This is a genomic window from Mobiluncus sp. (genome assembly GCF_034180645.1).
Taxonomy (GTDB): domain Bacteria; phylum Actinomycetota; class Actinomycetes; order Actinomycetales; family Actinomycetaceae; genus Mobiluncus.
This window is the reverse complement of record NZ_JAXFNY010000022.1, coordinates 1-12,888: the sequence shown is the minus strand read 5'-3', so window position 1 is coordinate 12,888 and position 12,888 is coordinate 1. Positions and strand designations below refer to the sequence as shown.

The 12,888-nt window shown below is 57.5% G+C and carries 12 protein-coding genes; 7 read left to right on the top strand and 5 right to left on the bottom strand.

The annotated features are described in order from the left end of the window. Nucleotides 1-36: 36 nt before the first annotated feature. Nucleotides 37-1,020, bottom strand: a complete 984-nt coding sequence (locus SPI05_RS08960; RefSeq protein WP_321077763.1) for a tyrosine recombinase — start codon at nucleotides 1,018-1,020, stop codon at nucleotides 37-39. A gap of 97 nt (nucleotides 1,021-1,117) precedes the next feature. On the opposite strand from SPI05_RS08960, the gene tkt reads away from it, so the two are divergent. After that, nucleotides 1,118-3,199, top strand: a complete 2,082-nt coding sequence (gene tkt, locus SPI05_RS08955; protein WP_321077762.1) for a transketolase — start codon at nucleotides 1,118-1,120, stop codon at nucleotides 3,197-3,199. 70 nt (nucleotides 3,200-3,269) lie between these two features. Here the strand turns inward: tkt and secG are convergent, their stop codons facing one another. Further along, complete coding sequence (gene secG, locus SPI05_RS08950; protein ID WP_321077761.1) at nucleotides 3,270-3,617, bottom strand: preprotein translocase subunit SecG; 348 nt, start codon at nucleotides 3,615-3,617, stop codon at nucleotides 3,270-3,272. 73 nt (nucleotides 3,618-3,690) lie between these two features. On the opposite strand from secG, the gene SPI05_RS08945 reads away from it, so the two are divergent. The 3 genes from SPI05_RS08945 to SPI05_RS08935 are packed head-to-tail and all read left to right on the top strand — an operon-like array spanning nucleotide 3,691 to nucleotide 5,807. Then, a complete protein-coding gene (locus SPI05_RS08945; RefSeq protein WP_321077760.1) occupies nucleotides 3,691-4,338 on the top strand; it encodes a fluoride efflux transporter FluC in 648 nt (215 codons plus the stop codon). Further along, nucleotides 4,335-4,829, top strand: coding sequence for a CrcB family protein (locus SPI05_RS08940; protein WP_321077759.1), 495 nt, complete (start codon nucleotides 4,335-4,337; stop codon nucleotides 4,827-4,829). Before SPI05_RS08945 ends, SPI05_RS08940 begins: the two co-directional genes overlap by 4 nt. A gap of 48 nt (nucleotides 4,830-4,877) precedes the next feature. Continuing rightward, nucleotides 4,878-5,807 (top strand): hypothetical protein, encoded by a 930-nt coding sequence (locus SPI05_RS08935; RefSeq protein ID WP_321077758.1) that lies wholly within the window; start codon nucleotides 4,878-4,880, stop codon nucleotides 5,805-5,807. Between the two features lie 111 nt (nucleotides 5,808-5,918). On the opposite strand, the gene tpiA is transcribed toward SPI05_RS08935, so the two are convergent. From tpiA to gap, 3 genes are all read right to left on the bottom strand, one after another. Then, nucleotides 5,919-6,695 (bottom strand): triose-phosphate isomerase, encoded by a 777-nt coding sequence (tpiA, locus tag SPI05_RS08930; RefSeq protein WP_004010716.1) that lies wholly within the window; start codon nucleotides 6,693-6,695, stop codon nucleotides 5,919-5,921. A gap of 2 nt (nucleotides 6,696-6,697) precedes the next feature. Beyond that, nucleotides 6,698-7,888: a phosphoglycerate kinase gene (locus SPI05_RS08925; RefSeq protein WP_321077765.1), complete on the bottom strand. Its 1,191-nt coding sequence runs from the start codon at nucleotides 7,886-7,888 to the stop codon at nucleotides 6,698-6,700. Nucleotides 7,889-7,986: 98 nt separating this feature from the next. Further along, on the bottom strand, nucleotides 7,987-8,994 hold the full coding sequence (gene gap / locus SPI05_RS08920) for a type I glyceraldehyde-3-phosphate dehydrogenase (RefSeq protein WP_321077764.1): 1,008 nt from the start codon (nucleotides 8,992-8,994) through the stop codon (nucleotides 7,987-7,989). Nucleotides 8,995-9,306: 312 nt separating this feature from the next. On the opposite strand from gap, the gene SPI05_RS08915 reads away from it, so the two are divergent. The 3 genes from SPI05_RS08915 to SPI05_RS08905 all read left to right on the top strand — a co-directional run. Then, nucleotides 9,307-10,740, top strand: coding sequence for a leucyl aminopeptidase (locus SPI05_RS08915; RefSeq protein ID WP_321077757.1), 1,434 nt, complete (start codon nucleotides 9,307-9,309; stop codon nucleotides 10,738-10,740). Between the two features lie 104 nt (nucleotides 10,741-10,844). Further along, a complete protein-coding gene (lpdA, locus tag SPI05_RS08910) occupies nucleotides 10,845-12,212 on the top strand; it encodes a dihydrolipoyl dehydrogenase (RefSeq protein WP_321077756.1) in 1,368 nt (455 codons plus the stop codon). A gap of 38 nt (nucleotides 12,213-12,250) precedes the next feature. Further along, the coding region (locus SPI05_RS08905; RefSeq protein ID WP_321077755.1) for a biotin/lipoyl-containing protein at nucleotides 12,251-12,888 on the top strand (638 nt) is incomplete at its 3' end.

The window sequence follows — 12,888 nt, the reverse complement described above, 5'->3', positions numbered from 1 at the left end:
CGTCCCCCAGACGGCGCTTTTACGCCGCCTCCGCCATCAACGCGATGGCTCACTCGCTTCGCGATGCCATCGCGCACGCGGATGTGCCGAAGCGTAGACTTCCCGGAGCATGTCGTTCGAGACTTTCGTGTAAATCTGCGTGGTGGTCACGGAGGCGTGGCCGAGCAATTCCTGCACCGCACGGACATCCGCGCCGCCCTGCAACAGGTGCGTGGCGAAACAATGCCGCAGAGTATGAGGACCAACCGGAACGGTAATCTGGGCGCGCTGCGCCGCGGCCTGGATAATCGCCCAGGCACTTTGCCGACTGAGAGGCCGCCCCAAAGTATTCAAAAAGACCCGCCCTTGTGAACGCCCCTTTTCCGCCAAGCCCGGGCGCACCCGGACCAGATACGCTTCCAGGGCGTCTTTGGCCAGGTGACCCAACATGGACAGGCGCTCCTTGCGGCCCTTGCCAAACAGACGTACCAGCGGAATCTCCTCATCAAGATCAATATCATCCACCGCCAGATTAACCGCCTCGGAAATCCGGGCTCCCGTCGCGTAGAGGAACTCCAACAGCGCCCGATCTCGCAACGCATTGTCGTCACCGGGCGCACTAGCGGCCTCCAGCAGGGCCTGGACTTCCTCCACGGTCAACACCGTGGGCAAATGGGCGCTGACCTTGGCAGGCGCGATGCCTTTCGTCGGGTTCGAGCTAGCCGCGCCGGTTTCGTAAGCATAGCGATGCCAGGAGCGCACGCTGGCGATGGCGCGGCGTGCCGAGGAGGGCGCCACCGCGGCATAATCGTCAAAACCTGCCTCCAACGCACGTACAAACGCCTCCAAAACCGGCAACGTCACCTCATCGAGACTGTTGACACCGTTAGCGACCAGGAACGCTACGTAACGCCGTAGGTCCCGAGTATAAGCCGCTACGGTATGCGGGGACGCACCGCGCTCCACCGCCAGATAGTCCAAGTAGGGTTGGGGGTCCAGCCGTTCCGGATACGCAAAATCGGGGGCAGGTCGCGAGCCCATATCCTCCCCCTTTCACCCGGTTTTTTTATAGTATCGAGTGACGGGGACAAAATCCGCGAGTATCTATCCGACTTTCCGATAATTTAGGTGATGAGTTATGACATTTGTGGCAAGTGAGCTGGACAAACAGGCGATTAAAGCCGCCAAGGCTCTGGCGGCAGACGCGGTAGAAAACGCCGGTAACGGACACCCGGGAACCCCGATTTCTCTGGCTCCCGCCGCTTACCTGCTCTACCAGTATGTGATGCGCAGCGATCCGGCAGACCCCTGGTGGTTGGGCCGAGATCGTTTCGTTCTCAGTGCCGGACATGCCTCGGCTCTGCAGTACGTGCAGCTATTCCTGGCTGGCTACGGAATAGAGCTGGAGGATCTCAAACAGTTCCGTCACGCGGGCGGGCTGCTAACCGGCCATCCCGAATACCGTCACCAGCCCGGCGTGGAAGTGACCACCGGACCTCTGGGTACCGGCATTGCCGCAGCGGTCGGGATGGCGATGGACCAGCGACGCTTGCGCGGGCTGCTGGACCCGGACGCTGCTCCCGGCGAAAGCCCCTTTGACCATCGCATTTACGTGGTGTCTGGGGACGGCTGTCTGCAGGAAGGCATCAGTTACGAGGCGATGTCTCTGGCGGGTACTCAGGAACTCGGAAACCTCATCTATCTGTATGACGAAAACCGGATTTCTATCGAGGACGATATTGAGATTGCCTTCACTGAGGATATTCGCGCCCGGTTTGAATCCCAGGGTTGGCACTACCAAGAAGTGTCCTGGGTGCAAGACGACGGGTCTTACGTGGAAAACCTGGAGGCTCTGTTTGCCGCTTTCGAGGCCGCAAAAGCCGAAACTCGCAAACCCTCGATTATTAAGTTGCGTACCATTATTGGCTGGCCTTCGCCAAACAAACAGAATCAGGGCGGCATTCACGGCTCCGCTCTGGGCTCCTCAGAGCTGGAGGGACTCAAGACCGCGCTGGGGCTGGATCCCACTAAGATGTTCGACATTCCTGCCGAAATTGTCTCCGCTACCAGGGAAAACGCCGCGAAGCGAGCGCGGGAGTTCCGCGCAGAATGGAATCCGCGCTTTGCCGCCTGGCAGCAAGCCCACCCGCAACAGGCCGCATTGTTGAAACGTCTGCAGGACGGGGAGCTGCCCGCCGATGTGGAGTCGGCACTGCCGCAGTTCGAGCCCGGCACCGCAATCGCCACCCGCGCCGCCTCCGGCAAGGTCATCAACGCTTTGGCCGGCGTGCTACCCGAGTTGTGGGGCGGCAGCGCGGACCTGGCAGGCTCCAACAACACCGCCATCGCCGAAGAACCGTCTTTTGCTCCCGCCGACCGCGCCACGAAGGCGTGGACGAAAGTCAGCGAATGGGGCCGCAACCTGCACTTCGGGGTGCGCGAGCACGCTATGGCAGGAATTCTCAACGGCATCGCCACCAGCGGTTTAACCCGCCCCTATGCGGGGACTTTCCTGGTGTTCTCGGACTTTATGCGCGGGGCGGTGCGCCTGTCAGCGCTGATGAAGCTGCCGGTCACTTATGTGTGGACCCACGACTCTATCGGGGTCGGCGAGGACGGACCTACCCACCAGCCGGTAGAGACACTGACCAGCTTGCGCGCCATTCCAAACCTGGCGGTGGTACGCCCCGCAGACGGCGCGGAAACCGCGTATGCCTGGTTAGAGATTATGCGGCGGCGCAGTCCGGCCGGGTTGGCGTTGAGCCGTCAAAAGCTGCCCAATCCCGCACGTGGGGCGGACACCGGCTTGGCCAGTGCAAAAAATGTAGCGCGCGGTGGCTACGTACTGAAAGACTTTGGGGACAATCCCGCGGTAATCTTGCTGGCGACGGGTTCTGAAGTCGCTCTGGCTCTGCAAGCCGGAGAACGGCTGGCTCAGGAGGGCGTGGCGGCACGGGTCGTTTCCCTGCCGTGCCTGGAGTGGTTCGAAGAACAGGACGCGGCCTATCGGGAATCGGTTTTGCCCGCGTCAATCCGCGCCCGGGTGTCCATCGAAGCCGGACTGGCGATGCCGTGGTATCGCTATCTGGGAGATGCGGGGGTAGCCGTCTCGGTGGAAACGTTCGGTACTCCGGCAAGCGGTGCGGATAACTTTGCCCACTTCGGGTTCACCGTAGAAAACGTGGTCGCAAAAGCGAAAGAAAGTATGGCGAAAGCCTAGACAAAAACCCCAGAAACCAGTGGAAGCCCCGGATTATTCCGGGGCTTCCACTTCTAAGATTTATTCCGGCTTACTTTTGAGCCGGAGCGGGGCTGGTCGGCAAAGCCGGGGTCGGATTGGCCGGTGCCGTTATGGGCGCGGTAGGCATTTGATTTCCCTTGGCGTCAGGAGCCGCCGGCTTATCCATAGTGAAGGCGAACAGCACGATGGCAAAGAGCCACACCAGAGACACCACCACGGTCAAAAAATTCAGGTTACGCTGACCCACCCCGGAAGAAGACATAGCCGAAGTCAAGCCGCCGCCGAACATATCGGACATGCCGCCGCCTTGGCCTTTGTGCATCAAGATGGACAAAATCAGCAGCAACGAGGTGATGACCAAAAGCACCTGTGCCACGATGTTGAAAGCAAATAACATGTTTTCCTCTGTGTTTATCTGTTCTGGACTCAGCCTTGCAATGATACCACGACCCGGGTATTAAGATGATTTCGTGACCGCAACCCCCAAAGATTTATCCCCTCTCAGCGCCACAATCGCTGTCTTTGGCGGTGGGGCGATGGGGTCGCTGCTGCGCTGGGGCGGGTCTTTGGTGGCTCAAAAGGTGGCGGCGTCGCCGAACTGTGAGGGCCTCTGCCGGGTCATTGTCGGGGGCGGTGGAGTCAACATCGACACCTGGATCTTGAACCTCATTTCGGTGGTGGTGCTGGCATATTTGACGGGTCGTTTGGTGTCCAATCCGCATCGTCACCGCACCCAAGCCCTGAAGCTGACGATTGGCACCGGATTTTGCGGAGGACTGGGGACTTACGGTGGTCCGGTGTGGCAGATTGTCATTTATCAACAGTTTCACCTGGGGCACTTGCTGGAGCTGATTGCCATGTTTGCCGTATCCCTGCCGGTGGGGCTGTTAGCACTGTGGCTGGGGACCCGGCGGGCTTTTGTGTCCGGCGACATATACCGCGACTCCCCCGCCGACTTTACCCTGCCCAACGCCAACGACCCGACCTCCCTGCCGCCCTTGTCCGCACCGGATTCCCCCGCCGAGTCGTCCACTGAGTCTTTGGAAAACGCGCCCACCCGGCCTTCTGACCCAGCACCAGCATCGACCAGCGCTAACAACACGGGGAGGTCGGTATGATTCCCCTTTTCATAGCCCTCGGCGGAGGACTGGGCGCCGCCGCCCGTTTTGGCATGGACAAACTGTCCACGCACTTCATCGACAAGTTCCGGGAGAAGCGCAGCGACAAATATCCCAGTGAAACCGTGACGGGGAAGCGCTTGTGGGGCGGCTGGGGAATTATTTTCGTCAACATCACGGGGTGTTTCCTGGTGGGCTGGGTCGCGACCGCGCCGTGGCTCGATGTCGTCATGGGTGGCCCGTTGCAAGCCCAGCTGCCCACACACACGGTGGCGGACGTGCTGCAGGCTGGTTTCCTGGGGGCATACACGACCTTTTCCACCGCCATCATGGACACTATCGGCTATACCTGGAAGCCCCAGTTTGACTTTGGGTACGCCGTGAAAGCCACGCTGCTAATTGGCGTGGTCATCTTTGTCTGTATCGGCGCGGCACTGGCGGGCGTGGCGCTAAACACCGGCGTTTTCGTCCTGCCGAACCTGCATTCCTAGGGGTATCAGCAAAACGCCGGCTCTAACACGGCACCAAGAGGACTTCTGGTGGGCCGGGGGTTGGGCATCTGTGCGCCGGAGTATGTCACGCCTAAGCGCAAAAACCCTGTATTTACAGGGATACACGGCGTAGAATTGTCACAACACACTGAACTACACGTTGAGAAAGCGAAGGATGCTGACATATACATTTACAGTCTCAGACCTTACGTTCCTCCTCCAGATTATTTAAAGGCTTATTCCACGCAGATTGACTCAGTACCGAGTTTCAAGATTGATAGTCTAAATCTAGGTTCACTGATTACTGATAATATAGAAATTAGCGATGCCGCTAAATTGGCCGCAGCGGCTTTCAAGGACTTTGCGAGCGTAGACAACATATTGCGTCGTGAAGATAATTCTTTAACCGCTTTCGCAAAGGAATATGCCCGGCGGCGTGATTTGATAATTAAGGCTGGGGAAACTGATGAGACCTACAAAGCCAATCAAGCGAAGTTGATTGACGCTCTCGATACGGCGATGCGAGATCGAGTTTCAGCCTTTGCTGATGACTGCGTGACACTGATTGGTAAAGTAGCTTCTTTGATCTCGACTGGCGACGCAGATTTGGTGCAATCTGGCTGGGTGCGAGGCTACCAGGGAAGCGAAAAACTCTGGCTTTCAAACGCTGAAGAACGAGGCATCAAGGCTGATATCAAGGAAATGTTCTCTCAGGTCATGAAGTCCGGGGGCGAGTCCGTGTCGTCTGGAAAAAACGACAGTTCGGTCCCTAATGATAACGAAGCGAGCACGGGGATCCCCAAAGATCGCGCTCCACAAAAGTTGACAGCCTTCGAGAGAAAGGCGTTAATCACCCAGAAATACCTTCCTCACATGGTAGTTGGCAATGAGATAACCCAAGATGAGCTTGCTCATGCCCTGTTCAAACTAGGCAAAGCCGATGAAGTTAAGAGATTGAATCTGAAATACTCTAAATAGCTTTACCGCACAGGCGGTAATGACTGGCTCAGAGTCATAAAAACTTTCCCGGGGAGGCTACTGAATATCAATAGCCTCCCCGGGAAAGTTTAAGGGGTCTTGCCGGTGGCGTTACTCGCCGAGGCGGCAGATTTTCCCGAATTCTTCAGCTTTCAGGGAAGCGCCGCCGACCAAGCCGCCGTCCACGTTGGGTTGAGCCATGAGCTCAGCCACGTTCGCGGACTTGACCGAACCGCCGTAGAGGACACGGATTCCATCAGCGGTTTCCTGACCGTAAAGCTCTGCCAGCTTGGCGCGGATAGCCCCACAAACTTCCTCCGCATTTTCCGGGGTCGCGGTCTCGCCCGTGCCAATCGCCCAGATGGGTTCGTAGGCGACCACGCACTTGGCGGCGTCCGGGGTGGGGATAGCGTCAAAAGCCGCTGCAATCTGGGCCAAAACGTGCTCGACGTGCTTTCCAGCCTTGCGCACCTCCAGAGCCTCACCGCAGCAGATAATCGGTACCATACCCGCTGCCAGAACCTTGCGCGCCTTTTCATTAACGACAGCGTCGCTTTCCTGGTGATATTCACGGCGTTCCGAGTGACCCACCACCACATAGGTGCAGCCCAGTTTGGTCAGCATCGCGGTAGACACTTCGCCGGTGTAGGCACCGTTGTCATGGGTGGAGACGTCTTGAGCGCCGTACTTAATCTTCATGTCGTCGCCGTCGATGGTGGTCTGTACCGAACGAATGTCGGTAAACGGCGGAATGACCGCCACCTCCACCTTGCTAAAGTCGTGACGATGATCTTGCAGATCAAGATTCAGCTGATTGACCAACTGAATCGCCTCGAGGTGGTCGAGGTTCATCTTCCAGTTGCCTGCCATCAGGGGAATACGTGCCATGTTTAGGCCTCCAATACTTCAATACCGGGCAAAACTTTGCCCTCCAACAATTCTAGTGATGCTCCGCCGCCGGTGGAGATGTGGCTGAACTTGGACTCGTCAAAGCCCAGTTGGCGCACCGCCGCCGCGGAGTCCCCGCCGCCCACGATGCCAAAGGCCGTGCCGTCCTGCAATGCCTTTGCTACCGCTTTCGTGCCATCCGCGAAAGCCGGGAACTCGAACACGCCCATCGGCCCGTTCCACGCCACGGTTTTTGACTCGGCAATCTTCGCGGCAAAGAGTTCGCCCGAGTTCGGCCCGATATCCAGACCCATCTGGTCCTCGGGGATAGCATCGGCGGCCACTACGGTCGCTGGAGCGTCAGCCTTAAACTCGGGAGCCACCACGACGTCTACCGGCAGCACCAGTTCGACGCCGTTTTGTTTCGCCTGGTCCAGGTAGCCTTTCACGGTGTCAATTTGGTCGGATTCCAACAGGGACTTGCCTACCGCATATCCTTGCGCCGCCAGGAACGTAAACGCCATACCGCCGCCAATCAGCAGGGTGTCGGCTTTTGTCAACAGGTTCGCGATAACGCCGAGCTTGTCGGAAACTTTCGAGCCGCCCAGCACCACCGTGTAGGGACGCTCCGGGTTCTCGGTGGCCTTGCGCAGGGATTCGATTTCCTTTAACACCAGGAAACCAGCCGCTGCGGGCAGCAGTTTCGCCACGTCATAAACCGAGGTTTGCTTACGGTGCACTACCCCGAAGCCATCGGACACGTAGCAGTCCGCCAACGCCGCCATTTCAGCAGCGAAAGCAGCGCGTTCGGCGTCGTCTTTCGAGGTTTCCCGAGGGTCGAAGCGGACGTTTTCCAGCATAAGGATTTCGCCGGTGGCCAGGGCGGCAGCTTTCGCTTTCGCGTCCGCACCGGTCGTGTCCTCAGCCAAAGTGACCTTGACCCCAATCAGCTCAGCGAGGCGCTGCGATACTGGAGCCAGAGAAAATTCGGGCATGACCTGGCCTTTAGGACGCCCCAGGTGAGCCATAGTGATAACTTTCGCTCCGCTATCCAGCAACTTTTGCAAGGTCGGTAGCGCCGCGCGGATACGCCCATCGTCAGTAATGACGCCGTCCTTGAGGGGCACATTAAAGTCGCAACGCACTAAAACGCGCTTGCCGCTCAAATCCCCCAAGGAATCGATAGTTTTCAGCATATTATTTCCTTTCCTTAAACACTAGGAAAATGCGAGAAGACGCCCGCAAATCGCGTAGAAATGCAGGCGTCCTCTCACACTCGAAAACTCCCAGATTAGAGCTGCTTGCCCATGAACATGGTCAGGTCAACCACGCGGTTGGAGTAGCCCCATTCGTTGTCGTACCAAGACACACACTTAATCATGTTGTCAATCTGCTTGGTCAGAGGCGCATCGTAAATCGAAGAGTGCGGATCGGTGACGATGTCGGTCGAAACGATGCCATCATCGTTGTAATCCAAAATACCCTTCAAAGAGCCCGCGGCGGCAGCCTTCATGGCAGCATTGATATCGTCAACCGAGCAGGACTTCTTCGGGATGAAGCTCAAGTCGGTGACGGAACCGGTGATAACCGGCACACGCAAGGCGTAACCATCGAGCTTACCCTTCAACTGGGGAAGCACCAGGGCGACCGCACGGGCAGCACCGGTGGAAGTCGGCACAATGTTTTGGGCCGCAGCGCGGGCACGACGCAAATCCTTGTGCGGAGCATCGTGAATACGCTGGTCGCCGGTGTAGGCGTGAATAGTGGTCATCAAACCATATTCAATGCCGAACTCGTCGTCCAGTACCTTTGCCATGGGGGCCAAGCAGTTCGTGGTGCAAGAAGCGTTAGAAACCACGTGGTGCTTTGCCGGATCGTAAGTCTCATGGTTTACACCCATGACGAAAGTTGCATCCACGTTTCCCTTGGCGGGAGCGGAGATAATGACTTTCTTGGCACCGGCCTTAATGTGGGCGCGAGCCGCGTCACCATCGGTAAATAAGCCGGTGGATTCAATCACAATATCCGCACCCAAATCGCCCCAAGGCAGGTTGGCAGGGTCGCGCTCTGCCATGGCGGCAAATTTCTTGCCGTCAACGGTAATGGAATCGTCATCATAGCTGACTTCCCTGCCCAGGCGGCCGGTCACCGAATCATATTTCAACAGGTGAGACAAGGTGTGGTTGTCGGTCAAGTCGTTCACGCCAACAATCTCGATGTCCGCGCCCTGCTCCAGGGCGGCGCGGAAGAAGTTACGACCAATACGGCCAAAGCCATTAATGCCAACACGGACAGTCACAGTTTCCTCCATCTTGTGCAACTCTGTGCACATGTAGGTTCTTTAGTTATTCAATCCCGGCAGCAAATGCACTGCGGAACCCGGTCAAAAATGTCGACCAGCCCTTAAAACCTACCTGAAACACACCTATAAATCATCAGAAATCGCAGTTAAATTCCGGTTAATTTCGCTCTTATGCGCCAAAACCGTCCCGAAAAACCCGAATTATTAATTCACGGCGCACCCGTTTCGACACCGCGGACCCGCAGGCCGAGCCCCTTGGCGGGGAGACAAAACCGCAAACCAACCCGAAAAAGGACGTAGGATTCAGGTATGACCAAGATTGATGTTTTTTCTAAAGATTTGCCCGCCCTGTCCACTCCCCTGGTGCTTGCTGTCGCCAAAGAAGGCAAGGAACTGCAGGTTCCCACTTTTCCCGCCCTGCGGGATTTTGCCCGCGCTGCCGGAGTGACCGGAAAGCTCGGAGAGGTCAACAGGGTTCCCTCCCCGCATGATTTTTCCGCCGCGTTCGTAGTGTTTGTCGGAGTCGGCTCCCCGAACAATACCGCCGAAACTCTCCAGAACTTCCGCGAAGCGGCTGGCAACGTGACCCGTAGCGTCAACAGTGAAGAACTCGCTTTTTCTTTCCCCACAAAGAACCGGGAAGAAGTCTTGGCCACGGTCGAGGGGGCGCTTCTGGGGGCCTATCGTTTTGGAAAGTATCAGTCCAAACCCGCCAAAACCCTGAAAACTCTGTGCATTCCGGCCCACGATGCTCTTAGCGATGCGGAGCGGGCCCAACTGCAAACCACCGTCAAGGCGGTCACGCGAGTCCGCGACCTGGTGAACACTTCCCCCTCCGAGCTGTACCCCGAATCTATGGCCAAAGCGTTCCAGAAAGCCAGCAAGAACCTGCCGGTCAGCTTTGAAAAGTGGAGTTACCGGGACCTCAAAGACCAGGGCTTCGGCGGCCTCGTCGCGGTAGGGAAAGGCTCCAAGCGCAAGCCCTGCCTGGTGAAGTTGACCTACGCGCCCGAGGGCGCGAAAGCTCATGTCGCCCTGGTTGGCAAGGGCATCACTTTTGATTCCGGTGGTTACAGCCTGAAACCCAGCAATTTCATGCTCACCATGAAATCGGATATGACCGGCGCCGCCACCATGGGATCGGTGTGCTTAGCGGCGGCGGAAATGGGTCTGCCGGTGAAAGTCACGGCGTGGCTGTGTTTGGCGGAAAACCTGGTCAGCGGTAATGCGTCGCGGGTCGATGACGTCATTACGATGAAAAGCGGGAAAACCGTGGAAATTACCAACACCGATGCGGAAGGACGGTTGGTGCTGGCTGACGGTTTGACTATGGCGGTGGCGCAGCATCCCGACTTGGTCATTGACATGGCTACCCTGACCGGCGCGCAGAGAGTGGCTTTTGGTAGCCGCATGGCCGGAGTGATGGGGTGCCAAAAGGACTGGATACGCGACGCCTCCGTGGCGGTCGGGGAACCGGCTTGGACGGCGCCGCTGCCGGAATACCTGTTGGAGCACTTGCATTCTGACGTGGCTGACATCGCGAATTCTTCCTCGAAACGCGAGGCTGGAATGCTGGTGGCCGGGATTTTCCTGAAACAGTTTGTGGGCGACACCCCGTGGGCGCATATCGACATTGCCGGTCCGGGTTTTAATACCGATTCTGCCTGGGGATATACCCCGAAAGGCGGTACTGGTTACGGGGTGCGTACCCTGCTGCGGGTCATTGCCGAAATGGGACGCTAACGGCAGTTTTCTCTCACCCTGTTTGCATTAACACATGTAAAGCGTTTAGTGAAAGAATGAACCTGCTGAGAATTTTGTTCCTTTGATAGAACTGGAGTTGAACATTGAGCGAAGAACAATACGATGTAGTGATTTTAGGCGGCGGAAATGGCGGTTACGCTTGTGCTTTGCGAGCAACTTCTCTGGGAATGAGCGTCGCCCTGGTCGAAGCGGACAAAGTTGGCGGCACCTGTTTGCACCGCGGTTGCATACCGACCAAGGCTTTGCTGAGAGCCGCGGAAGTTGCTGATACCGTGCACGAATCCTCGGATTGGGGAGTCATTTCCGCTTTCAACGGCGTCGATATGGCTAAGGTGCTGGAGTTCCAAAGCGGAATCATCAACAAAATGCATCGTGGCCTATCCGGGTTGATTAAGAGCCACAAGGTCGAGTTCGTCAACGCTCACGGCGTGCTCAGCGGAGTCGATACGGTCACCGCTGGAGACCGGGTGCTCAAGGGCAAGAACATCGTTTTGGCCTCCGGTTCCGTCACCAAGACTTTGGGAATGAACCTGGGAGGACGTATTATCGGTTCCGAGCACGCCCTGTTCCTCGATCATGTTCCCAGTTCAGTAGTCATTTTGGGCGGCGGTGTCATTGGCGTTGAGTTTGCTTCCGTGTGGAAGTCTTTCGGGGCGGACGTCACCATTGTTGAGGCTTTGCCACGCTTGGTGCCTAATGAGGACGAGGATATTTCTAAGGGATTGGAAAAGGCGTTCAAGGCGCGCGGGATTAAGTTCATGACCGGGACCCGTTTCCGGGACGCTGCTGAGGACGGTTCCGGGGTGACGGTGAACACCGAGGACGGTCAGAGCTTGCGGGCTGATTACCTGCTGGTAGCGATTGGGCGCGGCCCGAACACGGCGAACATGGGTTACGAGGCACAGGGCATCCCGATGGATCGCGGTTTCGTGTTGGCCAACGAACGCCTGCACACCGGAGTGGGGAATATTTATGCAGTCGGAGACATTGTGCCCGGTCTGCAGTTGGCGCACCGCGCCACTATGCAGGGGGTCTTTGTGGCCGAGGAAATCGCAGGACTGAACCCGCGTGTCGTGCCCAATGACAACATTCCGCGCGTAACGTTCTGCGAACCCGAAATTGCCTCCGTGGGCTTGACCGAGGCGAAAGCCAAGGAAGTTTACGGCGCGGACAATGTCATCTCGAAGCAGTCCAATATGTTGGGCAATGCGAAGTCGCAAATGCTGAAAGCCGCCGGGTTCGTGAAGCTGGTACAGGTCAAGGACGGTCCGATTGTGGGATTCCACGCCTTGGGTCAGCGTATCGGGGAACAGATTGGTGAAGGTCAGCTCATTGTGAACTGGGAAGCTGATGCCGAGGATTTGGCTTACCTGATGCACACCCACCCAACCCAAAACGAGATGATTGGTGAAGCGGCGATGGCTTTGGCTGGCAAACCGCTGCACGGCTGAAACTTCGGGAAAGTCAATCAAAGGAGAAAGACGAAATCATGGCTCAATCAGTTGCAATGCCCGCGCTCGGAGAATCGGTGACCGAAGGTACCGTCACGAAATGGCTGAAAAATGTTGGCGACACCGTCACCCTGGACGAACCCCTCCTGGAGGTCTCGACTGATAAGGTTGACACCGAGATACCCAGTCCCGTTGCGGGCGTGTTGACCAAAATTTTGGTGCCAGAGGACGAAACGGTTGACGTAGGCACCATTTTGGCTGAAGTCGGCGAGGCTTCAGAAGTCAATGCCGCCCCGCCGGCTCCGGCGACTCCGGCTGTTCCTGAACTGCCGAATCCCGAAATTCCTTCCACCGTCACGGCTGGTAGCGATGGCGGCGCGCAGGTTGAGTGGTCCTATCCGACAGTTCCGCCGATTCCTCCGAAAGCTGAGGAGATTCCGGCTCCTCCGATCCCCCCTGTTCCCCCGGCGGCTCCGGCCGTGTCAGATGTTCCGGCGGTCCCAGCAGCTCCGGCAACTCCTGTTCCTCCGGCGGTGAGTGGAACGGGTCAGCCCATTAAGATGCCGGCGTTGGGTGAATCCGTCACCGAAGGCACCGTCACAAAATGGCTCAAGAACGTCGGTGATACTGTCACGTTGGATGAACCTCTCCTGGAAGTCTCCACCGACAAAGTCGA

What these genes read in the sequence shown, in the direction of transcription:
- tkt (WP_321077762.1), top strand. Translation starts at nt 1,118, where the DNA reads ATGACATTTGTGGCAAGTGAGCTGGACAAACAGGCGATTAAAGCCGCC.
- tpiA (WP_004010716.1), bottom strand. Translation starts at nt 6,695, where the DNA reads ATGGCACGTATTCCCCTGATGGCAGGCAACTGGAAGATGAACCTCGAC.
- SPI05_RS08940 (WP_321077759.1), top strand. Translation starts at nt 4,335, where the DNA reads ATGATTCCCCTTTTCATAGCCCTCGGCGGAGGACTGGGCGCCGCCGCC.
- SPI05_RS08960 (WP_321077763.1), bottom strand. Translation starts at nt 1,020, where the DNA reads ATGGGCTCGCGACCTGCCCCCGATTTTGCGTATCCGGAACGGCTGGAC.
- secG (WP_321077761.1), bottom strand. Translation starts at nt 3,617, where the DNA reads ATGTTATTTGCTTTCAACATCGTGGCACAGGTGCTTTTGGTCATCACC.
- SPI05_RS08915 (WP_321077757.1), top strand. Translation starts at nt 9,307, where the DNA reads ATGACCAAGATTGATGTTTTTTCTAAAGATTTGCCCGCCCTGTCCACT.